Here is a 21,561-nt window from a genome sequence, read left to right as displayed (position 1 = left end):
AAGACTGGTCTCCTTCCTACCCCACGAGCCGGCCCGTTGTCCCCACGGCCGGGCGCCCCGCCCCCGAATGCGCGGGCGGCCTACACGCGCTGGCCGCCCCACGAGAGGCGTCTAGGGCTCGATGGTGACCGCAACATCCTCCGGCTCCAGCCCAGAGACGACCGCGCGGACGACTCGGTCGTCCTGGTCGCTCGCGCCCTCGATCACGACGCCCCCTTCCATCTCGACCAGCGTGTACGTGTGGACCCACGCGCCTCCGTTGAAACGCACCACCGTCACGCCGCGGCCGTCATGGGACGCCTCGCTGAACGCGTCGGCCGCTCCCTGAAAGCCTTCCCGTCCCCCGCGGAACGCCGCGGGAATCCGGGCCCACCGCTGGATGTCCCGGGCCACGCCCCGCACGTGGTCCGCCCGCATCTCGCGGTCGTGCGCGACCGACGGAGCCGACGGCGGCGGCGGGGGAGCGACTTGCGCCGCCGCGCTCGTGGCGACGGCGAGAAAGACGACGACAGACAGCAGTCTCATGGCGAGTGCCCGGGGAGGGCGCGAACGTATCGCCACTCGCCGCTCCACCTCAAACAGAGGCCACGTCCGTCATGCTTTCAGTCGCCGAGCACCGTCGAGAGCGCGTCCCGGTCGTGGCCCGAGAGCCCGTCCAAGAGATGGCCCATCCGGTCGCGCTTGGTCTTGAGGTAGCGCTCATTGTGCTCGCCCGCAGCGATCTCGACGGGCACGCGCTCGACGATCTCCAGGCCGTAGCCCGAGAGCGCGATCCGCTTGCGCGGGTTGTTGGTCATCAGCCGGAGCTGGCGCAGGCCGAGGTCACGCAGGATCTGACAGCCGATGCCGTAGTCGCGGTGGTCCATCTTGAACCCGAGCGCCTCGTTGGCCTCGACCGTGTCCATGCCCTCCTCCTGCAGCTTGTAGGCCCGGAGCTTGTTGAGCAGGCCGATGCCGCGCCCCTCCTGCTTCATGTAGAGGACGACGCCCTTCCCCTCGCGCTCGATCTGTGCCATCGCCGCCGCGAGTTGGTCGCCGCAGTCGCAGCGCGCCGAGCCGAAGATGTCGCCCGTGACGCACTGGCTGTGGACGCGCACCAGCACCGGCTCATCGGGCGAGAACGGCCCGCCCTTGCTCAGCGCGAGGTGCACGTCGCCCGTGAGCACTTCCTCGTAGGCCGCGAGGCGGAAGTCGCCGAGGTCGGTCGGCATGTCCACCTCGACGACCTGCTGGACGAGCGTCTCGGTGCGGAGGCGGTGCGCGATGAGGTCCTTGATGGTGACCAGCAGCAGGCCGTGCTTGTCGGCGAAGGCGCGGAGGCTCGGCACGCGCGCCATGGTGCCGTCCTCGTCCATGATCTCGATGAGGACGCCTGCCGGGCGGAGGCCGGCCAGCCGCGCGAGATCGACGGCGGCCTCGGTGTGGCCCGCGCGCCGCAACACGCCGCCCGTCTGGGCGCGCAGCGGGAAGATGTGGCCGGGCCGCGCGAAGTCGGTCGGCCGGGCGCTCGGGTCGGCGAGGGCGCGGATCGTCTTGGCACGGTCGGCCGCCGAGATGCCCGTCGTGGTGCCGTGCCGGTAGTCGACGGAGACCGTGAACGGGGTGTCGTGGAGCGCCGTGTTGGCCTGCTCCATCATGGGCAGGTCCAGAGCTGCGGCGCGCTCGCGGGTCACCGAGACGCACATCAGCCCGCGCGCCTCCTTCGCCATGAAGTTGACGAGGTCGGGCGTGACGAGCTCGGCGGCGCCGATCAGGTCGCCCTCGTTCTCGCGATCCTCGTCGTCCACGACCACCACGAGGCGGCCGTTGCGGATGGCCTCGATGGCCTCGGGAATGGAGTCGAAGCGCGTCATGCGGGTACCGGGTGCGAGGGCAGAGCCTCTTGGACGCGGGACGGGCGCGGAACCGTACGCCCCGTGCGGCACGGGAGGAGCCGCTCTCCCAGGACCCCTCAGGCGGGGTCGGTGGAGGAGATCGTGTAGCCCACCTTGCCCTTGTCGATCCGCAGCTTGGTGCCGCCATCGACCTCCACGAGGATGGTCTTCTCGTCGACCTGCCGGATGGTCCCGTGGATGCCGCCGACGGTCACGATGCGGTCGCCCTTGGTGAGGCCGCCGACCAGTTCGCGGTGGGCCTTCGCCTGCTTGGCCTGCGGGCGGATCATCGTGAACCACATCACGAGGAAGAGCAGCCCCAGGAGGAGGAGCGGGTTGCCGAAGAGGCCGCCTGTCGGGGCGGCGGCCTGCGCGAGGGGGAGCGTCAGCATCGCGACGAGCGGGGTGGAGTCAAAAAAAGAGTGAGGGCACGCGATCCGTATCGCGCCGCATCGACCTTCTACCGTTGCTGCCGTCAGGCCCTGGCGGGGTTCGAAGGGAGCTGGCCGTACGGGACGTGCCCTCACTCTGCCGGCGGGCCCGAGGGCGACCGGCAGGGGCAAATGTACTGAGTCGGCCGGGCCGGGTTGCGAAGCAGCCGGGAATCTGGAGCCGTTCGCCCTCGAGACCCGGCGCTCCGCGCACCCCGGCGCCGTCCGGCTCCATCGCGCCAAGCCCCTCCTCTCCGACCGGAACCCCTTATGAGCACTTTCGACACGTTGCAGGCCGTTCGGCAGGCGGCCGACGACCTCCCACGGGATCCCGCTCGATTCGCTCGCGCAGGCGTACGCCGATGCCCACAGGCTCTCCTCGCTGGCGCTCGGCCGCTCCACCTCGGGCGGGATGTTGGCGAACGTGCCGACGGCACCCGACGCCACACGCTCTACGAGATCGGGTCGGCTCCGTAACGCGCGCGCAGGGAGCGACAGCTGATCCGTCTTGGCGGCGGCTTCAGCGTCCGCGCGCGGCCCGCGCCCGATGTTGGAAGCACACCGCCGCGACTGCCGTGATCGACCGCTACACCCGCCCCGCGATGGGCGCCCTTTGGACCGAGGAGGCCCAGTTTCAGGCCTGGCTCGACGTGGAGTTGGCCGCCTGCTGGGCCTGGGCCGAGGCGACCGGCCAGATCCCGCATGCCGACGTCGAGACGCTGTATGAAAACGCGTCGTTCGACGTGGCCCGGATCCACGAGATCGAGGCCGAGACGCGGCACGACGTGGTCGCCTTCACGCGCGCCGTCTCCGAGACGCTGGGCGAGGAGCGCAAGTGGGTCCACTACGGCCTGACCTCGTCCGACGTGGTCGACACGGCCCAGTCGCTCCGGCTGCTGCGGGCCAACAAGATCCTGCGCGAGGGTCTGGTCCGCCTGGGTGAGGTGCTGGCGGCGCGGGCCCGCGAGCACAAGCACACCGTCTGCGTGGGCCGGACGCACGGCGTCCACGCCGAGCCAACGACGTTCGGGCTCAAGCTGGCGCGCTTCTACGACCAGGTGCAGCGCGACATCGAGCGGTTTGACGCCGCCGCCGAGGCCGTCCGCGTGGGCAAGCTGTCGGGCGCCGTCGGCACGTTCGCCAACATCCCACCCGAGGTGGAACGGCTGACGTGCGAGCGGCTGGGCCTGCGCGCCGCGCCCATCTCGACGCAGGTGCTCCCGCGCGACCTGCACGCCCAGTACCTCGCCGCGCTCGCGCTCATCGGGACCACCATCGAGACCATCGCTGTCGAGATCCGGCACCTCCAGCGGAGCGAGGTCCTCGAAGCCGAGGAGTCGTTCGGCACCGGCCAGAAGGGGTCGAGCGCGATGCCGCACAAGCGCAACCCCATCGGCTCGGAGAACCTGACCGGCATGGCGCGGCTGCTCCGCGGCTACATGGTGGCGGCCTACGAGGACGTGGCGCTGTGGCACGAGCGCGACATCAGCCACTCGTCGGTCGAGCGCGTCATCCTGCCGGACGCGACCATCGCGCTGGACTACTCGCTGGCGCGGATGGCGCGCATCGTCGAGAACCTGACCGTCAACCCGGACCGGATGCTCGAGAACCTGGGCCGGACCTACGGGCTCGTTTACAGCCAGCGCCTGCTGCTGATGCTGATCGAGGCGGGCCTGAGCCGCGAGGTGGCCTACGACACCGTCCAGCCGCTCGCGATGCAGGCGTGGCGCGAGCGCCGCGACTTCCGCAGCCTCGTCGAGGGCGCACCGGGCATCACGGCCCATCTCTCGGACGAGCAGATCGCTGGCGCCTTCGACCCGGCGTACCACCAGACGCAGGTGGACACCCTCTTCGAGCGCGTCGGGCTGGGCTGACCGCGCGGGCCTTGGCAGCGAGACCGGCGGAGGCGGCGACCGGACGCGTCGCGATAGGTTTGGCGCGCGCCCTCCTGTCCCGCCGTGCCCGACGCCCCCGCCCCTCCCCCTACGCCCCGAGCGCGTCTGCGCTGGGACTGGGGCGGCGCCGCGCGGTGGTTCGGGGCCGAGTTCCTGGTGGTCGTGACCGGCGTCCTGGTCGCGCTCGCCGTCGGGGCCTGGTGGCAGGGGCGACAGGACGCGGTGTCGGAGCAGGCCTACCTGCGCCAGCTCGCCGCCGACCTCCGCGAGACCGAGCGCGCGGCGACCGAGGCCGACGCCTTCCTCCGCCCCGTCGACCGGGCCGGGTCGCTGCTGTGGCTGGCGTTCTACGAGACCGCCGCGCCGCCGCGAGACTCGCTCCTCGCGTGGGCCGAACGCGCGATGTGGACCTCGACTGTCCGCCCGGTCGTCGGGACCGCCGAGGCGCTGGTGGCGACGGGCGACCTCGCCCTGATCCGCGACGACTCGCTGCGGACGGCCGTGACGGCCTACCTCGAACGGACGCGCGGCAGGCTCTACGACCACGAGCAGTTCGACCAGGCGTGGGCGGCCGCCGAGCGCCGGATGCGCCGCCACGTGGACCCGACCGAGAGCGCGCTCCGGCTCTACGACGCCGCGACGCTCGGCGGCTACCTCGCCCAGATGGGCGTGCCCGAGACCGACCTATCAGAGCTGAACGCTCCGTTCCCGTTCGACGCCGGCCCGTTCCTCCGTGACCCCGACGCGCTCCAAGACGCGTTCGAGATGGCGAACGCGAAGCGGAACCTGCTCACGGTCCGCCGCGCGATGGCCGAGGACGCCCGCGCCCTCCGCCGACGCGTCGAAGCGGAGCTGGCCGGCTGACCCCGCCTCGGCACCGAGGCGGGACGAGTGGGACTACTCGGCGAGGTCGACCAGAATCCGACCGTTCGGGTCGACGGCCCACTCGACGCCCTCCGGCACGGGCGTCCGCCCGACGCCGCCCGGCATCGCGACGCGGCGCTCGTCGCCACCGACGACCACCGGCACCGGCATGTCGAACACGGCCCCGGCGGCGGCCTCGGGCACGAGCCAGCGGAGCACGAGGTCGGCCCCGTCGCGGTCGACGGCGAGGCGCGGCGTCTCGGGCTGGCGGAGGTACACCTCGAAGAGGCCCGAGAGGTCGCGGTCGGCGGCGCGCGAGAAGGACGCGAGCACGTCGTCGGTGGAGACCCAGCGCGCCTGCCGCCCGTCGGTCACGGCCTCGTGCGCGGCGGACGGGTAGAGCAGCGACCGCATGGCGGCCAGGAAGCGCGCGTCGTCGTCGATCAGGTACCGCAGCGAGTGCAGCACCCAGGCGCCCTTGACGTAGATGTCTCCGTTGCTCCGCCCGTCGGGCAGCGCGTACATCTGCTGGGTCGTCCGCGTCTCGCGGGGCGCGACCGGGATTGCGTTGCGGTGGTTGCCCCGCTTGCCCTGCATGAAGGCGAGGTAGGCCGCCTCGGCCGCCTCGGGGCCCCCGGCGCGCAGGGCGATGTCCTCGGCGCGGAGCGCCTCCGAGTAGCTCGCGAACGACTCGTGGACCCAGAAGTCGCGCCAGTCCGGGGCCGACCCGAGGTTGGCCCACCACTCGTGCGCCAGCTCGTGGAAGTGGAGCCAGTCGAAGCCATAGTCGTTGTCCTCGAACGTCGAGCCGTAGGCCACGAGCGACTGGTGCTCCATGCCGAGGTAGGGCGTGTGCAAGATCTTGTAGCCGTCGCCGCGCCACGCGTACGGGCCGAAGGTCCGCTCCAGGAAGTCCAGGTCGGCGAGCAGGCTGGGCATCTGGCGGCGCGCGTCGTCCACGCGCTCGGGGACGACGAAGAACGGCACCGTCGCGGTGTAGCCGAGCGGGCTCTGGTACTCCATCTCGACGGTCTCGTAGGGGCCGATGCCGAACGAGACGCCGTAGTTGTTGATGGGCGTCGAGACGAACCAGCGCTCCGTCGCCGTGCCGTCGCCGTGGTCGGTGCGCCCCTCCCAGACGCCGTTCGAGATGGCGCGAAGCTCACTCGGCACCGTCAGCGCGACGCGGACCGAGTCGGCCTCGTCGGACGGGTGGTCCTTGACCGGCCACCACAGGTCGGCGCCCTGGACCTGGCAGCTGACGGCGACCCACGGCGTGCCGTCGGCGGTCTCGGTCCAGGTGAAGCCGCCGTCCCACGGCGGGCGCGGGGCGACGCGGGGGGCGCCGCCGTAGGCGATCCGCAAGCGCAGCCCCTCGCCCGGCTGGGCGGTCCGCCCGAGGCGGATGCGGAGCCGGTTGCCGGTCCGCTCGAAGGCGCGCGGCAGCGTGACCTCGTCCCCGGAGCCGACCACGTACGCGACCTCCTCCACCGCGGTTACCTCCAGCGGCGCGTCGAGGTCGAGCAGGATGGCAGCCGTCGGCTGGACGATGCGGGCCTCCATCAGCAGCGTCCCGTCGATGGTGCGGGTGTCGATGTCGACGGCGAGGGCGAGGTCGTAGTAGGTCGCGTCGAAAGCGGCCTGCTCGGGCTCCAGCGGCAGACCCGAGTCGTTGGGGGCCTGGGCGGAGGCGGCGACGGCGAGCAGCGAGGCGACGAGGAGGAAACGCATGACGGATCGGTGGGGACGACGCAAGGTCGCTCCACCGGGCTCCCCACAACCTGCCATCTGCAGAACCTGCGGTCCGCCCGAGCGGAACGCGCCGGACACCCGCCAGGTCACGTCGCCTACGGCCGCCGACGCCTCATACAGGAAGCCGCAGACCGGTCACTCGGCACCGCGAGAGATCGCGTACCGCCGCTCGGCCTCGGCCCGCAGTTCCTCGTTGAAGCGCTCGCACATCGACCGGATGACGCGTGCGACGAGGCGGTTGAGGAGGCCGACGTATCCGCCCGTCGCCCGATCCGTGTGGACGAAGCGGGCCGTCGTCTCGCCCGTCGGCTCGACCCGGTAGACGTGATGGTCCCGGATGCCCGCGCCGAGCGGATCCGACCAGGCCCACTGGACGCCGTCCTCGACGTCGAACAGCACGTGCTCGTACGTCTGGCGGACGCCGAGGACGCGGAACGTGGCCGTGACCGCTCCGCCGTCCCAGAAGTCGCCCGTCAGCCCCCTGAACGAGGTGCTCCAGTCGGACAGCCGCTCGAAGTCGGTCAGGGTGGCCCAGACGACCGGCGCTGGGGCGGCAATGTCGATCTCGGTGTAGACCCGGTAGTCTCTCGGCCCGAGGCGGTCGGTGCGGTTGGAGGTCGGCATGGAGTCGCGAATGTCGGGCGAGACGCGGCCCTGGGAGCGCGTCACGGGATCAGCGCGAGGACGGAGTCGGGCAGACTCGTCGACACGGCGGGCGCCTCGGCGGCGGTCTGCCACGGGAGGCTCGGCCACCACGGCGTCGAGGGGTAGGCATCTGGCGCGACGCTCTCGCCCGGGCGCGGGAAGGCGACGGCGACCCCAGCCGCCTCGGCGGCGACGCGGACCCGCTCGGCGGGCTCGGTCCACCCGTGCAGCGCGAGATCGAACGCCCCCCAGTGGACGGGCACGAGCACGCCCGTCGTGTCGCCCCGCTGCACCATCCGATGGGCGGCCACGGCCTGCTCTGGACCGAGGTGCACGTCGGCCCACGAGGCGTCGTAGGCGCCGGACTCGATGAGCGTCACGTCGAACGGCCCGAGGCGGCGGCCGACCTCTGCGAACGCCGGCGTGAGCGCCGTGTCGCCGCTGTACCAGACCCGCCGCTCCCGGCCGACGACCGCCCAGCCCGACCAGAGCGTCCGGTCCCGGTCGGTGAGGAAGCGGCCCGAGAAGTGACGCGCGGGCGTGCTTACCAGGCGAATGCCCGCCACCTCGGCCTCGCCCCACCAGTCCAGTTCCGTGATCCGGTCCGGCAGCACGCCCCACGCCTCCAGGTGCGCCCCGACGCCAAGCGGCACGACCCACTTGGGCACCGTCCCGGCGAGGGCGCGCACCGTCGGCAGGTCGAGGTGGTCGTAGTGGTCGTGCGAGATCACCACGGCGTCGACCGGCGGGAGGTCGGCCAGCGCGAGCGGCGGGGCATAGAACCGGCGGACGCCCAGCAGCGGCGACGGCGCCGCGTGCTCGCCCCAGACCGGGTCGACCAGGATTCGCACGCCCTCGATCTCTAGGAGCAGCGTCGAGTGGCCGAACCACGTCACCCGCAGATCGGCCGCGGCGTCGGCGAAGTCGGCGGCCGAGCGCGCCACGACCGGTATCGGTGCCGTCGGCTGGCGGATGTCGCTCCCGCCCGTAAGGAACCGCCAGATCCCGCCCCACGAGGCGCTGTCGGAGACCGTCGGGAGCGGACTCACGAAACGCCCGTCGGCGTACTGCGGCGAGCGCTGCATCCGGGCGAGGCGCTCGCCCTCGGGCGCGCCACCGAAGGCGTCGCGCATCGAGGCCACGAAGAGGCCGAGGCCGACCACGAGGGCGAGCACCAGCCACCCGATCCCGCGCAGCCAGCGGCGGCGCGGGCGGCGAGACGGCGCGGAGTCGGGTCGAGCCACAGGATGCGGAGGAGGAGGGGCACACGGCAGAACGCCGAGAACGTAGCCCTGCCTTCGCGCCGAGGCGGCGCCAGCCCGGCTTCCCGCGATGTCCACGCCCCGAGCGCATCGTTCAGGCGTCGCCCCTGAGGACCGGTGGTAGCTTCCCGTGCCCTGTCTGCCTGCCCCGCGCCCGCCGATGATCGCTGAGTTCCTGCCCCTCTTCCTCATGGTCCTGCTCGCGCTCGGGCTGGCGATGAGCCTGCTCAAGATCGCGGAGTACTTCGGACCCCACCAGCCGAACGCGACCAAAGGGAGCCCGTACGAGTCCGGCCAGGACCCCGTGGGCTCAGCGCGCGACCGCTACTCGGTCAAGTTCTACCTCGTCGCGATGATCTTCATCGTGTTCGACGTCGAGCTGGTGTTCCTCTACCCGTGGGCCGTCTCGTTCCGGACGTTCCTCGAGGCCGGCGGTGGCGCGGCGCTCGCGTCCATCAGCGTGATCGGCGTATTCATCGCCATCCTCGCCGTCGGACTGCTCTATGACGTCAAGAAGGGCGGCCTCGACTGGGACTGAGCCCTTTCAGTTTGATTTGAAAACGGGGCACCCGGCGAACACCGCAGGCTCCTCCCCGTTGACTCTGCGCACGACCTCCACCCCCATGTTCAGCGAAGAAGGCGGATTCCTCACCACCACCGTCGACTCGGTCGTCAACTGGGCGCGGTCGAACTCCCTGATGCCCATGCCAATGGGCCTCGCGTGCTGCGCGATCGAGATGATGGGCTTCGCCGGGCCGAAGTACGACGTGGCCCGCTTCGGCTCCGAGGCGATGCGCTTCAGCCCCCGTCAGGCGGACCTGATGATCGTCGCGGGCTGGTGCTCCCACAAGATGGCCCACACCGTCCGCCGCATCTGGGACCAGATGGCCGAGCCCAAGTGGGTCATCGCCCAGGGCGCCTGCGCCTCCACCGGAGGCATGCACCGCTGCTACGGGGTCGTGCAGGGCATCGACAACTTCCTGCCTGTGGATGTCTACATCCCCGGCTGCCCGCCGCGCCCGGAGGCCATCATCCACGCGCTGATGGACATCCAGGAGAAGATCCGCGTGACGGAGTCGGTCGCCAAGGACGTCCGCTTCACCGAGGCGCCGAACCAGCTCATCGACGGCCGGATGCTCGACGCCGCCGGCCGGCCGGTCCCGGCGACCCTCCCCGCGTAGCGAGCCGCGCGTCGAGCGTGGGCCGTCCCCCACGATCCACGCCCCACGCCCCAGACCTCATGTCCGACACCCCCGAGCAGACTCCCGAGGCGACGCCGCAGCCGTCAGTCGCCCTCATGCCTATCGCCGACGCGCTGGTAGGCGGCCCGGACGACGCGCCGTTCGTCGACCCCGGCGAGCAGGCCCAGACGCTGAAGTTCCACTTCACGCCGCGCGACGCGCTGGCGGGCGAGATGGAGCGGCTCCAGACCGAGAACCCGCACGCCAAGGCGACCTGGATCGTCCCCAAGGTGCTCGCCGCCCTGAACGAGGAGTTCGGCGACGCCATCCTGGAGACGGTCGGCTACGCGGGCGAGACGACGGTCTTCGTCGAGACCGCCCGCCTCGCGGACGTGGTGCAGTTCCTCTACGACGAGGTCGGCTTCGACTACCTGACCGACATCGGCACCATCGACCGGTTCACCGAGGAGGACCGCTTCGAGGTGTTCTACAACCTGTGCGCGCTGGAGGCCAAGAAGCGGATTCGCCTGAAGGTCCGAGTGGATGAGGAGGACCCGACGGTGCCGACCATCACGCACGTCCACCCGGGCGCCAACTGGCACGAGCGCGAGGCCTGGGACATGATGGGCATCCGCTTCGAGGGCCTCACCGACCACCGGCGCATCTATATGCCGGAGGACTTCGAGTACCACCCGCTGCGGAAGGAATTCCCGACCCTCGGCATCCCGGGCTCGCTTCCGCTCCCGGCCAACCACCCCGACGGCGATCTCCAGGCCGACCCGTTCCCGCGTGCCCACGGCCAGATCCCGAAGGACCTCGACTCTGACTAGGTACACGGTCCGGGGTACGAGGTACAGGGTGCCTCGCACTGGCCGTCTTGCCAGACCCCGTACCCGGTAGTACCCCGTACCCTCCCCTCTATGGCGACCACCGACCAGGCCACCCCCAACGCCCACGCCGCGGCCCCCGGCACGTCCGAGGACCTCTTCACGTTCTGGCCGCGCCACAACGCCGCGCTCTACCGCGCGCTGGCGGACCGCCACACGCAGGTCGAGATCCAGGCCGAGGCGGACGCCAGGCAGCGCGTCGACCTCGGCGGCGACGGCGCCCCGGTCGGCTCGGCCGTGCCGATGATCGCGGAGGACCCGCTGGAGAGCCGCATGGTGCTCAACCTGGGCCCGCAGCACCCGGCCACGCACGGCGCCCTCCGCGTCGTCTGCCAGCTCGACGGCGAGACCATCGAGAAGTGCCTCCTCGACATCGGGTACCTGCACCGCGGCATCGAGAAGCTGGCCGAGGTGAAGACCTACCAGGAGTTCATGCCCTACACGGACCGCATGGACTACATGTCGCCCTACTCGAACAACGTGGCGTGGTGCCTCGCGGTCGAGAAACTGGCCGGCATCGAGGCGCCCGAGCGGGCCCAGTGGCTCCGGACCATCGGCTGCGAGCTCGCCCGCATCTCGTCGCACCTTCTGTGGGCGGGCACGATGGTGATGGACGCCGGCGCGTTGTCGGTCTTCCTCTGGACGTTCAAGTACCGCGAGGAGATCTACTCCATCTTCGACGAGATCGCGGGCGCGCGCTTCACCGTCTCACACTCCCGCATCGGCGGCCTCGCGTTCGACTTCTCGGACGAGGCCCTCGCCATGACCGAGCGCTTCTGCGACGAGTTCGAGCAGCAGATCGCCGACTGGAAGAAGCTTCTCAACCGCAACCGCATCTGGATCGACCGCAACGAGGGCGTCGGCACGCTGACGCGGGAGGACGTGCTCCGGGAGGGCTACACCGGCCCGACCCTCCGCGCCTCGGGCGTCGCCCACGATATCCGGCTCTTCGAGCCCTACCTCGTCTACGACCAGGTCGATTTCGATATCCCGATGCGCACCGAGGGCGACTCGCTCGCCCGCTACTTCGTGCGCGTCGAGGAGATGGAGCAGTCGGTCCGCATTATCCGGCAGTGCCTCCAGAAGCTGCCCAAGGGGCCGATCCGCGTCGACAACGCGAAGGCGGCCTACGCCTCCAAGGACGAGGTCTATTACTCGATGGAGGGCATGATCCACGACTTCATGATGACCGACACCGGCGTCGCCCCGCCGAAGGGTGCCGAGTGCTACCACGCCATCGAGAGCCCCAAGGGCGAGCTCGGCTTCCACCTCGTCTCGGACGGCACCGGGAGCCCGTGGCGCGCCAAGATCGTGACCGGCTCCTTCAAGAACCTCCAGGGCCTCGAGACCATGATGGAGGGCGCCATGGTGGCCGACACCGTCGTCCTCATTGGCTCCGTGGATCCCGTCATCGGCGACTCGGACAAGTAGAACGTGCGACGTGGAACGTGGAAGGTTCGGCCTTGCCCACGTTCAACCTTCAACACAGAACGTTATGACGCCAGAAACCCCCGGCCCCTTCGTCAGCCCGACGCCGCAGTACGTGCCCGGCGAGGCGCCCGAGCGCCAGATCGCCGACGCCGACCTCGTCTGGACCGCCGACGAGCAGGCACGCATCGACGTCTTCCGCAGCCAGTACCCGACGCCCGACGGCGCGGTCATGAAGACGCTCTGGCTGGCGCAGGCCAAGTACGGCTGGCTCCCGCCCGAGGCGATGCACCTCGTCGCCGACACGCTGGGCGTGCCGTACGCGAAGGTGTACGGCGTCGCGACGTTCTACACCCAGTACTTCAAGGAGAAGAAGGGCACCTACGTCCTCGACGTGTGCACCTGCTTCTCGTGCCAGGTCTGCGGCGGCTACGACATGCTGCACTACCTCGAGGAGAAGCTAGGCGTGACCAAGGGCGAGACCACCGAGGACGGCCTCTTCACGGTCCAGGAGGCCGAGTGCCTCGGTGCGTGTGGCTCCGCGCCGATGCTCCAGGTCACCAACGGCCCCTACGTCCACAACCTGACGAAGGAGAAGATCGACGCGATGGTCGACACCCTCCGTGACGGCAAGGCGCTCCCGTTCGAGTCGGTCACGCTGCCGCAGGACGAGGACGAGATGAACGGCAACCGCCGCTCCGACGCCGAGGCGACGGAGACGTACATCACCCCGCCGGTCTCCGACACGATCCACTAAGGCTCCCCGTCCACCTCGGCACCGAGGCAGACCGACCCGACATCCCATGGCCGACACCGACACCCTCCTCACCGGACAGTCCAAGGCTGGCGACTGGCGCAGCTACGAGCGCGTCATCCTGCCGCCGATCAAGGACCTCCACAAGATCGACGTCTACGAGGCCGAGGCCGACGGCTACAAGGCCCTCAAGGACGTCGTCAAGAACGGCAAGTACGACCCCGTCGGCCTGACCAACGAGGTCAAGGCGTCCGGCCTGCGCGGGCGCGGCGGCGCGGGCTTCCCGACCGGCCTGAAGTGGAGCTTCATGCCGCCCGTCGACCCCGACAAGCCGCGCTACCTGTGCTGCAACGGCGACGAGTCGGAGCCGGGCACGTTCAAGGACCGGCAGATCTTCGAGTACAACCCGCACCTGATGATCGAGGGGATCGTGCTCGCGTGCTACGCGATGTCGATCAAGACCTGCTACCTCTACATCCGCGGCGAGTACAAGGACTACATCGACCACGTCCAGACGGCCGTCGACGAGGCGTACGCGAAGGGCTACATCGGGAAGAACATCCTCGGGACTGACTTCTCGACGGACCTCGTGGTCCACGCGGGCGCCGGCGCATACATCTGTGGCGAGGAGACGAGCCTGATGAACTCGCTGGAGGGCCGCCGCGCCTACCCGCGCATCAAGCCGCCCTTCCCCGCTCAGGTCGGCGTCTTCGGCATGCCGACGACGATCAACAACGTCGAGACGCTGGCGGACGTCCCGCTGATCGTCAACCGCGGCGCGGCCTGGTTCGCGGGCATCGGCACCGAGAAGCACACCGGACCGGTGCTCTACGGCATCTCGGGCCACGTCAACCGGCCGGGCGTCTACGAGTACCCGGCGGGGATGCTCATCCCGGACCTGCTGGAGGTGGCCGGTGGCGCCCGCGGCGGCAAGAAGATCAAGGCCGTCGTCCCCGGCGGCTCGTCCACGCCGCCCCTCACGTGGGCCATGGCGAAGGACGCCACGATGGACGCCGAGACGCTCCGCGAGGCGGGCTCGTCGATGGGCACGGCCGGGCTGTGTTTCCTCGACGAGGACACCGACATGGTGAGCTTCACGCGCCGCATCGCGCACTTCTACCACCACGAGTCCTGCGGCCAGTGCACGCCCTGCCGCGACGGGACGGGCTGGATGGAGAAGCTGCTCCACCGCATCGACGACGGCCAGGGCTACACGCGCGACCTCGACCTGCTGCTCGACCTCTGCGACCAGATGGAGGGCCGCACCGTCTGCGCCCTCGCCGACGCCGCCGCGTGGCCGGTCCGCTGGGGCATCAAGCGCTTCCGCGACGAGTTCGAGGCCAAGTGCCTGCCGTCCGCTTTCCCGGGCGCCGACGTGTCCGGCGACGGCGCCTCGATCGAGGCGGACAAGCTCATCACCCCGACCGGCACACCGTAATCTGGACGCGCGGTGGGCGATCCGTGACGCTCCACGGCCGCCGTCCAGACGCACGACTCTGACCATGACTCGACTCCTGCTTCTCCCCTTCCTCCTCCTGGTCGCCTGCGCCGACGCGCCGGCAGACCCCGCGGCCTCCGACGGGACGACCGAGGCCGCCTCGGTGGCCGCGAGCACCTTTGGCGAGGCCGTGCCCGACGGCGACGCGCTCACGCCGGACGCGCTCATCGCCGAGGCCGAGACGTACGCCGGCAAGACGGTCGTGGTGGAGGGCGTCGCCCGCGAGGTCTGCCAGCAGGCGGGCTGCTGGCTCACGTTCTCGGACGACGAAGGCCAGTTGGTCCGCATCAACGTCCCCCGCGACGAGTCGGAGAGCTACGTCTACACCTTCCCGAAGGACGCCGCCGGGCGGACGGTCCGCGTGACTGGCATCCTCGACGTGACGCCCGAGTCGGTCGAGGACCAGCGCCACTACGCCGAGGACGCGGGCGCCTCGCCCGAGGAGGTCGCTGCCATCACCGAGCCCAAGAACACGCTCGTCCTGACCGCCCTCGGCGCCGAACTCGCCGACGCCTAGTCGGGCCTCCCCCGCTCCACGCACGACGCACACGACAGCATGCCGCAGGTCACCATCGACGGGAACGTCCACGAGTTCGAGCCGGGCCAGAAGGTCCTCCAGCTCAGCCTCGACGCGGGCACCGAGATCCCGCACTTCTGCTACCACCCCTCGCTGAGCGTCCCCGCCAACTGCCGCCAGTGCCTCGTCAAGGCGGGCACGCCGCTGTTCGACCGGGAGACGAAGGAGCCGGTGCTCGACGAGAACGGCGAGCAGAAGATCAACTACTTCCCGAAGCTCATGCCCAGCTGCGCGCTGGACGTGACCGAGGGCATGGTGGTGCACACCCAGCTCAGCTCCACGGAGGTAGCCGAGGCCCAGGCCGACAACCTGGAGATCATGCTGGCCAACCACCCGCTCGACTGCCCGATCTGCGACCAGGCGGGCCAGTGCCCGCTCCAGATCCAGGCCTACAAGTACGGCCCGGAGGGCAGCCGCTTCGAGTTCGAGAAGGTCCACAAGCCGAAGCGCGTCCAGCTCGGGCCCAACGTGGTCCTCGACGCCGAGCGCTGCATCAACTGCACGCGCTGCACCCGCTTCACGGCCGAGATCACCGAGACGCACCAGCTCACCATCATCAACCGGGGCGACAAGAACCACCCGATGACGGCGCCGGGCGAGGTCTTCGACGACGCCTACTCGATGTGCACGACGGACATCTGCCCCGTCGGCGCGCTCACCGAAGACTACTTCCGCTTCCAGGCGCGCGTCTGGGAGATGGCCAAGACGCCGACGGTCTCGGACTTCGGCGGCATCGGCATCAACGTCGACGTCTGGACCAAGAACAACCAGGTCATGCGGATCACGCCGCGCGAGAACCTGGACGTGAACGAGTACTGGATGCCGGATGCGGCCCGGCTCGTGTTCTCCACCTACAACGAGAACCGCGCCTCCGGCCCGCGCCTCAACGGCGCCCCGACCACCTGGGACATGGCCGCCCGCGAGGCCGGGGAGCTGCTCAAGGCCGCAGGCTCCAACGTGCTCTTCCTCGGCTCGGCGACCGCCACCGTCGAGGACAACGAGATGCTGATGCGCCTCGCGAGCGCCGTCGGCGCCGAGGCACCGCGCTTCATCGACCGCCGCGGCTCGCAGGAGGGCGACGACTGGCTCGTCTCCTCCGACCCCGCTCCGAACACCGCCGGGTGCCTCCGCCTCGGCATGGCGCCCGTCGACCCCGCGCTGCTGGCCGGCGCGGTCGCCTCGGCCGACCTCGTCTACATCCTCCAGGACGACCCCGTGGCCGCCGGCCTCCTCACGGAGGCGGACCTGGCCGGGACGCCCGTCGTCCTCCACACGACGCACACGACCCAGCAGACGCCCGCGACCGTCGAGCTGCCGATCACGATGTCGGTCGAGACCGTCGGCACCTATGTCAACGAGACGGGCCGCGCGCAGCTTCTGCGCCCGGCGAAGATGGTCCGCGCCATGAACCGGTCGCTGCTGATGGCGCTCGGCACCGGCCAGAGCCGCAACGACCGCGTCGGGACGCCCTTCGACCGGTGGCACGACGAGGACAACAAGGTCGACTGCCTGCCGGGCTGGGCCACGATCCCCCAGATCGCCAAGGCCCTCGGCCACGACCTCGCCGTCAAGAGCCCGGCCGCGTTGATGAAGGAGATCGCCCAGCGGCCCGCCTTCGCTGGCGCCACGCACGGCGCGATGGCCACCCTCGGCGTCCCCCTCGAAACGGCCGACGCGCCGCAGCTCTCCGCCTGACCCCGCCTCGTGTCCTCGTAGTGCCTGAGGCGCTACCACAGTGCCACCGCGCCCCTTTTATCGCTCCGCATGGACGTCCTCCTCGCTATCTGGGAAGTGCTCGATCTGCCGATCGTCATCTTCCTGCTGCTCAACTTCTTCCTCGTGACCGCGTCGCTGCTGGTCTACGCCGAGCGCAAGGTGTCGGCGTTCATCCAGGAGCGCTCCGGCCCGAACCGCGTCGGCCCGGCAGGGCTGTTCCAGTCCTTCGCGGACGTGTTCAAGCTGATGTTCAAGGAGAACATCGTTCCGGCGCAGGGCAACCCGTTCATCCACAGCCTGGCGCCGGTCCTGATGGTGGTGATCGCGATGAGCACCGGCGCGCTGATCCCGTGGGCCAAGACGCCCGCGGGCGACGCGCTCGCCGTCGCCGACATCGGGGTCGGCCTGCTGGTGGTGCTGGCGATGACCTCGGTGACGGTCTACGGCGTGACGCTGGCGGGCTGGAGTTCCAACTCGAAGTACTCGCTGCTGGGCGGGCTGCGCTCGTCCGCCCAGATGATCTCGTACGAGCTGGCGATGGGCGCGGCGGCCATCTCGGTGGTGCTCTACTCGGGCAGCCTGAGCCTGTTCGACATCGTCGAGAGCCAGGACCACCTGGGCAGCTTCCTCGGCTGGAACCTGTTCCGCAACCCGGTCGGCTTCGTCGTCTTCAGCGTCTGTGCGCTGGCCGAGACGAACCGCGCGCCGTTCGACCTGCCCGAGGCGGAGCAGGAGCTCGTCGGCGGCTACCACACCGAGTACTCGGGCATGAAGTTCGGGATGTTCTTCCTGGCCGAGTACGTCAACCTGTGGATCGCGTCGCTGCTGATCACGGTGCTGTTCCTGGGCGGCTACCTGATGCCGGGCCAGGCGCTGCTGGTCGAGTACGTCGGCCTCGGCGGCGTCGCGCTGACGCTCATCGGGATCACGATGACGCTCCTGAAGACGATGTTCATCGCCTTCTGCTTCATCTGGATCCGCTGGACGCTGCCCCGCTTCAAGTACAACCAGCTGATGAACCTGGGCTGGAAGTACATGCTGCCCATCGGCATCGCCAACATCCTCGTGATCGCGGCCCTGGTGGCAGGCTGGCAGCTGATCGTCGGCTCCTAACCGAGAGCCTTCGCGGACCTCTGATTCGGGGGCGCTCCAGGCTGGGGCGCCCCCGATGTCGGTTCGGGACCGTCACGCGACCGCTTTTCTTCGGCCTGGAAGCGCTTTGCATCGCATCGGAACCGGCCGGCGGGCGCATGGGGCTTCTAGCTTCCGGGTCCTCCCCCCTGCCGGTCGCCATGCTCGCCCCCCACGTCTCCAAATTCGGCGGAACGTCCGTCGCCTCCCCCGAGCGCATCCGCCGGGTCGTCGAGCTGGTCACAGCGACCGCCGCCGAGGACCGCACGGTGGTCGTGGTCTCCGCCCTCGGCGGCACCACCGACGACCTGCTGGCGGCGCTCGACGCCGCCCTGGCGCGGTCGGGCCACACCGACGCTGTCGACGCCATCCGCCAGCGCCACGAGGCCGCGGCCGACGACCTGGCGACCGCCGACGACCGCCCCGCGCTCCAGGCCGTCCTCGACGCCCGCCTCGGGGAACTGACCGAGTTGCTCGACGGCGTCTCGCTGCTGCGCGAGGCGACCGACCGCACGCGCGACGCGGTCATCGCGACCGGCGAGCGGCTCTCCGCCCCCATCGTGGCCGCCGCCTTCCGCGCCGCCGGGCACGCCGCCGTCGCCCTCGACGCGGCCTCGCTCATCCGCACCGACGGCCGGTTCGGGGCGGCGACCGTCGACCCCGAGACCACGCGCCGCCAGACGCGCGAGGCGATGGACGCGCTCGACCCGGACGCCGTCGCCGTCGTCACCGGCTTCATCGGCTCGACCGCCGCGGGCGTCACGACCACGCTCGGTCGCTCCGGCTCGGACTACACGGCCACCATCCTGGCGGGCGCGCTCGACGCCGCCGAGTGCGTCATCTGGACCGACGTGGCAGGCGTCTACACCGCCGACCCGCGCCTCGTGCCCGAGGCGGTCCCGCTGCCGCGACTGAGCTACCGCGAGGCCGCCGAGCTGGCCTACTTCGGTGCCCAGGTGCTCCACCCGCGCACGATGCTGCCCGCCGAGCGCGGCGGCATCCCGATCCTCATCAAGAGCACCCTCGACCCGGACGAGCCGGGCACGGTGATCTCGAACGAGACCGACGACCTCGACCTGCGCGTCAAGGCGATCTCGTCGGTCCGCGACGTGGCCATCGTGATGGTGGAGGGCGGCGGCATCCAGGCGGTCCTGGGCGTCGGCGCGCGGCTGTTTGAGGCGCTCTCGGGCGCGGGCGTTAACGTGCGCATGACCAGCCAAGCGTCGAGCGAACAGAGCGTCTGCTTCGTGGTCGACGGCGCCCACGCCGAGGCCGCCGTGGCGGCGCTCCAGGCGGCGTTCGCGACAGAACTCGACCGCGGCGACCTCCGGTCGATCTCTGCCATCCCCGGCTGCGCCGTCGTTTCGGCGGTCGGCGAGGGGATGCGGCATCAGCCCGGCCTCGCGGGCCGTCTGTTCGCGACGCTGGGCCGCGCGGGCGTCAACGTGCTCGCCATCGCGCAGGGCGCGGCCGAGACCAACATCTCGCTGGTCGTCCGCCAGGAGGACGTGCGGGCGGCACTCGGCGCGCTCCACGAGGCGTTCCCGCTGCGGCGCGCGCGCGTCCACGTGGTCGTGATCGGGACCGGCACGGTCGGCCGCAAGCTGGTCGACTTCCTGGCCGAGCACGCGCCGGTCCTGATGGAGCGCGACCGGATCCACCTGCGGCTGGTCGGCCTCGCCAACTCGCGCCGGATGGCGTGGGACGCGGGCGGCCTTCCCCTCGCCGAGGGCATCACGCTCCTCGACGGCGACGCCGCCACCGAGGCCGACCTGGATGCGCTCGACGAGAAGCTGCTCGTCGGCGGCCTGGAGCGCCGCATCGTGGTCGACGCGACCGCGTCCGAGGCGGTCGCCCGGCGCTACGTGCGCTGGCTGGAGGCCGGCGTGGGCGTGGTGACGCCCAACAAGAAGGCCAACACGCTCGACATGGACTACTACCGCGCGCTCCGCGAGGCCGCCGGGCGCCGCGAGGTGAGCTACCACTACGAGACGACGGTCATGGCCGGGCTCCCGGTCGTGTTCACCGTCCGCGACCTGCTGCGCTCGGGCGACCAGATCCGGCACGTCGAGGGCGTCTTCTCGGGGACGCTGGCGTTCCTGTTCAACAAGCTCGCTGAGGGCGCGGCCTTCTCCGAGGCCGTCCGCGAGGCGAAGGCGCTGGGGCTGACCGAGCCCGACCCGCGCGACGACCTGACGGGCGAGGACGTGGCGCGGAAGCTCCTCATCCTGGCTCGCGAGACCGGCCGCGAGGTCGAGCGCGCCGACCTGACCGTCGAGTCGCTCGTTCCCGCCGAGCTGGCCGATGTCTCGGTCGACGCCTTCATGGACGCGCTCGACGACCTCGACGCCGACTGGGCCCGCCGCGTCGCCGAGGCGGAGGCGGACGGCAAGCGTCTCGCCTTCGTCGGGGTGATCTCGGACGACGGCCTGAGCGTGGGCGTCCGCGCCGTGGACACCGCCTCGCCGTTCGGCGGCTCACGCGGGACGGACAACGTCATCATCATCCAGTCGGACCGCTACAGCGAGACGCCGCTCGTGGTCCAGGGCCCCGGCGCCGGACCCGACGTGACGGCCGCGGGCCTCCTCGCCGACCTCGTCAAGGCCGCCGAGCTGATGCCGTGACCGACGCGCCTCCTCCCTCCGGTGCCCGACCGATGCGGACGGCCCGCCGCTCGATTCCTGATTCCTGATGCCCGACTCCTCCCCCGTCACCGTCTTCGGTCCTGCCAGCCTGTCCAACCTCGGGCCGGGCTACGACGCCCTCGGCCTGTGCATCACCGGCCTGGGCGACCGCGTGACTGCGTGGCGGACCGACGCGCCGGGCGTCACCGTCGAGGGGCCGCCGTCACTGCCGACCGATCCGGAAACGAACACGGCGGGGCGCGCCGCGCGCCACGTCCTCCGCCAGTCCGGCGCCGAGGGCGGCGTCGGACTTCGCATCGAGAAGGGCATCCCGATGGGCTCGGGCGTCGGCGGGTCGTCGGCGAGCGCGGTGGCGGGGGCGTTCGCGGCCAACGAGGTGCTGGGGCGACCGTTCGACAAGCGTGGGCTGGTGGAGGCCGTCCTCGAAGGCGAGCGCGCCGCGGGCGGCTATCACGGCGACAACGTCCTGCCGACGCTCTTCGGCGGCCTCGTGCTCGTCTCTCCATCCGACCCGACCGTCTACCGCCGCCTCACGCTTCCGGCCCCACCGCCGCTCGCCATCGTCCTCCCGGACGTGGAGGTGCTGACGCGCGACGCACGGGCCGTCCTCCCGGCGACCGTCCCCCACAGCGACGCCTCCGCGCAGGCCGCCGAGATCGCGTTCCTCATGCGGGCCTTGCTGGAGGGCGACTGGAATGCCGTCGGCGCGGCGATCATGCGCGACCGCCTCGCCGAGCCGTTCCGCGCGCCCCTGGTGCCGGTCTACGAGGCCGTCCGTCGGGCCGCGCTCGCTGCGGGCGCCGCGGGCTGCGCGCTGACCGGCTCCGGCCCCGCTCTCTTCGCCATCCCGGGCACCGACGCCGACCCGCAGGCCATCGTCGACGCGATGGTGGCGGCCAGCCGCGCGGGCGGCGTGGACGCGACCGGCTGGGTCGCCCGCGTCGACCCGCAGGGCGTCCGCGTGGTCGCGCCGTGAGCCCGCCCGCCTCGGCACCGAGGCGGACAGGGTCGGCCGGCACTG

General features: G+C 71.0%; 19 protein-coding genes and 1 other RNA gene. 13 read left to right on the top strand and 7 right to left on the bottom strand.

Annotated elements, in window-relative coordinates; genetic code table 11:
- Positions 1 to 111: 111 nt before the first annotated feature.
- The 4 genes from B1759_RS11895 to ffs all read right to left on the bottom strand — a co-directional run bounded on the left by B1759_RS11895 (position 112) and on the right by ffs (position 2,397).
- Positions 112 to 525 (bottom strand): hypothetical protein, encoded by a 414-nt coding sequence (locus B1759_RS11895; protein ID WP_095515298.1) that lies wholly within the window; start codon positions 523 to 525, stop codon positions 112 to 114.
- Positions 526 to 602: 77 nt separating this feature from the next.
- Entirely contained in the window at positions 603 to 1,853 is a 1,251-nt protein-coding gene (locus B1759_RS11890) for a bifunctional 3,4-dihydroxy-2-butanone-4-phosphate synthase/GTP cyclohydrolase II (RefSeq protein WP_095515297.1), read from the bottom strand.
- Positions 1,854 to 1,951: 98 nt separating this feature from the next.
- The gene (gene yajC, locus B1759_RS11885) at positions 1,952 to 2,266 is read right to left on the bottom strand and encodes a preprotein translocase subunit YajC (protein WP_095515296.1); all 315 of its coding nucleotides are present in this window, start codon (positions 2,264 to 2,266) and stop codon (positions 1,952 to 1,954) included.
- A gap of 31 nt (positions 2,267 to 2,297) precedes the next feature.
- Positions 2,298 to 2,397, bottom strand: an RNA gene (gene ffs / locus B1759_RS11880) — signal recognition particle sRNA small type.
- A 483-nt stretch (positions 2,398 to 2,880) separates the two neighbouring features.
- On the opposite strand from ffs, the gene purB reads away from it, so the two are divergent.
- Positions 2,881 to 4,179 (top strand): adenylosuccinate lyase, encoded by a 1,299-nt coding sequence (gene purB / locus B1759_RS11875; RefSeq protein ID WP_095515295.1) that lies wholly within the window; start codon positions 2,881 to 2,883, stop codon positions 4,177 to 4,179.
- Between the two features lie 84 nt (positions 4,180 to 4,263).
- Complete coding sequence (locus tag B1759_RS11870) at positions 4,264 to 5,064, top strand: hypothetical protein (protein WP_095515294.1); 801 nt, start codon at positions 4,264 to 4,266, stop codon at positions 5,062 to 5,064.
- 33 nt (positions 5,065 to 5,097) lie between these two features.
- Here the strand turns inward: B1759_RS11870 and B1759_RS11865 are convergent, their stop codons facing one another.
- The 3 genes from B1759_RS11865 to B1759_RS11855 all read right to left on the bottom strand — a co-directional run bounded on the left by B1759_RS11865 (position 5,098) and on the right by B1759_RS11855 (position 8,705).
- On the bottom strand, positions 5,098 to 6,795 hold the full coding sequence (locus tag B1759_RS11865; RefSeq protein ID WP_158225230.1) for a M1 family metallopeptidase: 1,698 nt from the start codon (positions 6,793 to 6,795) through the stop codon (positions 5,098 to 5,100).
- A gap of 156 nt (positions 6,796 to 6,951) precedes the next feature.
- The gene (locus B1759_RS11860) at positions 6,952 to 7,485 is read right to left on the bottom strand and encodes an SRPBCC domain-containing protein (protein WP_095515292.1); all 534 of its coding nucleotides are present in this window, start codon (positions 7,483 to 7,485) and stop codon (positions 6,952 to 6,954) included.
- Positions 7,482 to 8,705 (bottom strand): MBL fold metallo-hydrolase, encoded by a 1,224-nt coding sequence (locus B1759_RS11855; RefSeq protein ID WP_198948840.1) that lies wholly within the window; start codon positions 8,703 to 8,705, stop codon positions 7,482 to 7,484. Before B1759_RS11855 ends, B1759_RS11860 begins: the two co-directional genes overlap by 4 nt.
- A 178-nt stretch (positions 8,706 to 8,883) precedes the next feature.
- On the opposite strand from B1759_RS11855, the gene B1759_RS11850 reads away from it, so the two are divergent.
- The 11 genes from B1759_RS11850 to B1759_RS11800 all read left to right on the top strand — a co-directional run bounded on the left by B1759_RS11850 (position 8,884) and on the right by B1759_RS11800 (position 21,516).
- Positions 8,884 to 9,261, top strand: coding sequence for an NADH-quinone oxidoreductase subunit A (locus B1759_RS11850; protein WP_095515291.1), 378 nt, complete (start codon positions 8,884 to 8,886; stop codon positions 9,259 to 9,261).
- Between the two features lie 85 nt (positions 9,262 to 9,346).
- Positions 9,347 to 9,904: an NADH-quinone oxidoreductase subunit NuoB gene (locus B1759_RS11845; protein WP_095515290.1), complete on the top strand. Its 558-nt coding sequence runs from the start codon at positions 9,347 to 9,349 to the stop codon at positions 9,902 to 9,904.
- A 59-nt stretch (positions 9,905 to 9,963) separates the two neighbouring features.
- On the top strand, positions 9,964 to 10,734 hold the full coding sequence (locus B1759_RS11840) for an NADH-quinone oxidoreductase subunit C (protein ID WP_198948839.1): 771 nt from the start codon (positions 9,964 to 9,966) through the stop codon (positions 10,732 to 10,734).
- 90 nt (positions 10,735 to 10,824) lie between these two features.
- The gene (gene nuoD / locus B1759_RS11835) at positions 10,825 to 12,222 is read left to right on the top strand and encodes an NADH dehydrogenase (quinone) subunit D (protein WP_095515289.1); all 1,398 of its coding nucleotides are present in this window, start codon (positions 10,825 to 10,827) and stop codon (positions 12,220 to 12,222) included.
- A 64-nt stretch (positions 12,223 to 12,286) separates the two neighbouring features.
- On the top strand, positions 12,287 to 12,976 hold the full coding sequence (gene nuoE / locus B1759_RS11830; RefSeq protein ID WP_095515288.1) for an NAD(P)H-dependent oxidoreductase subunit E: 690 nt from the start codon (positions 12,287 to 12,289) through the stop codon (positions 12,974 to 12,976).
- 46 nt (positions 12,977 to 13,022) lie between these two features.
- Positions 13,023 to 14,411 carry an NADH-quinone oxidoreductase subunit NuoF gene (gene nuoF, locus B1759_RS11825; protein WP_095515287.1) on the top strand — a complete coding sequence of 463 codons (1,389 nt, stop codon included), beginning with the start codon at positions 13,023 to 13,025 and terminating at the stop codon, positions 14,409 to 14,411.
- Positions 14,412 to 14,475: 64 nt separating this feature from the next.
- The gene (locus tag B1759_RS11820) at positions 14,476 to 14,988 is read left to right on the top strand and encodes a DUF4920 domain-containing protein (protein ID WP_095515286.1); all 513 of its coding nucleotides are present in this window, start codon (positions 14,476 to 14,478) and stop codon (positions 14,986 to 14,988) included.
- A 39-nt stretch (positions 14,989 to 15,027) separates the two neighbouring features.
- A complete protein-coding gene (locus B1759_RS11815; RefSeq protein WP_095515285.1) occupies positions 15,028 to 16,743 on the top strand; it encodes a 2Fe-2S iron-sulfur cluster-binding protein in 1,716 nt (571 codons plus the stop codon).
- 69 nt (positions 16,744 to 16,812) lie between these two features.
- A complete protein-coding gene (gene nuoH, locus B1759_RS11810; RefSeq protein ID WP_095515284.1) occupies positions 16,813 to 17,877 on the top strand; it encodes an NADH-quinone oxidoreductase subunit NuoH in 1,065 nt (354 codons plus the stop codon).
- Between the two features lie 179 nt (positions 17,878 to 18,056).
- Positions 18,057 to 20,519, top strand: coding sequence for a bifunctional aspartate kinase/homoserine dehydrogenase I (gene thrA, locus B1759_RS11805; RefSeq protein ID WP_095515283.1), 2,463 nt, complete (start codon positions 18,057 to 18,059; stop codon positions 20,517 to 20,519).
- Positions 20,520 to 20,586: 67 nt separating this feature from the next.
- Positions 20,587 to 21,516: a homoserine kinase gene (locus B1759_RS11800; protein WP_095515282.1), complete on the top strand. Its 930-nt coding sequence runs from the start codon at positions 20,587 to 20,589 to the stop codon at positions 21,514 to 21,516.
- Positions 21,517 to 21,561 lie beyond the last annotated feature (45 nt).

It is taken from the genome of Rubrivirga sp. SAORIC476, from assembly GCF_002283555.1.
In the GTDB taxonomy this organism is placed as follows: domain Bacteria; phylum Bacteroidota; class Rhodothermia; order Rhodothermales; family Rubricoccaceae; genus Rubrivirga.
The sequence above is the reverse complement of the archived record's forward strand: the minus strand, read 5'-3'. Positions and strand labels throughout refer to the sequence as shown.

Coding starts and splice junctions, on each gene's coding strand:
- B1759_RS11895 (WP_095515298.1), bottom strand. CDS start 525: ATGAGACTGCTGTCTGTCGTCGTCTTTCTCGCCGTCGCCACGAGCGCG.
- B1759_RS11865 (WP_158225230.1), bottom strand. CDS start 6,795: ATGCGTTTCCTCCTCGTCGCCTCGCTGCTCGCCGTCGCCGCCTCCGCC.
- B1759_RS11850 (WP_095515291.1), top strand. CDS start 8,884: ATGATCGCTGAGTTCCTGCCCCTCTTCCTCATGGTCCTGCTCGCGCTC.
- yajC (WP_095515296.1), bottom strand. CDS start 2,266: ATGCTGACGCTCCCCCTCGCGCAGGCCGCCGCCCCGACAGGCGGCCTC.
- B1759_RS11890 (WP_095515297.1), bottom strand. CDS start 1,853: ATGACGCGCTTCGACTCCATTCCCGAGGCCATCGAGGCCATCCGCAAC.
- nuoE (WP_095515288.1), top strand. CDS start 12,287: ATGACGCCAGAAACCCCCGGCCCCTTCGTCAGCCCGACGCCGCAGTAC.
- nuoF (WP_095515287.1), top strand. CDS start 13,023: ATGGCCGACACCGACACCCTCCTCACCGGACAGTCCAAGGCTGGCGAC.
- B1759_RS11800 (WP_095515282.1), top strand. CDS start 20,587: ATGCCCGACTCCTCCCCCGTCACCGTCTTCGGTCCTGCCAGCCTGTCC.
- B1759_RS11820 (WP_095515286.1), top strand. CDS start 14,476: ATGACTCGACTCCTGCTTCTCCCCTTCCTCCTCCTGGTCGCCTGCGCC.
- B1759_RS11845 (WP_095515290.1), top strand. CDS start 9,347: ATGTTCAGCGAAGAAGGCGGATTCCTCACCACCACCGTCGACTCGGTC.
- nuoD (WP_095515289.1), top strand. CDS start 10,825: ATGGCGACCACCGACCAGGCCACCCCCAACGCCCACGCCGCGGCCCCC.
- nuoH (WP_095515284.1), top strand. CDS start 16,813: ATGGACGTCCTCCTCGCTATCTGGGAAGTGCTCGATCTGCCGATCGTC.
- thrA (WP_095515283.1), top strand. CDS start 18,057: ATGCTCGCCCCCCACGTCTCCAAATTCGGCGGAACGTCCGTCGCCTCC.
- B1759_RS11840 (WP_198948839.1), top strand. CDS start 9,964: ATGTCCGACACCCCCGAGCAGACTCCCGAGGCGACGCCGCAGCCGTCA.
- B1759_RS11815 (WP_095515285.1), top strand. CDS start 15,028: ATGCCGCAGGTCACCATCGACGGGAACGTCCACGAGTTCGAGCCGGGC.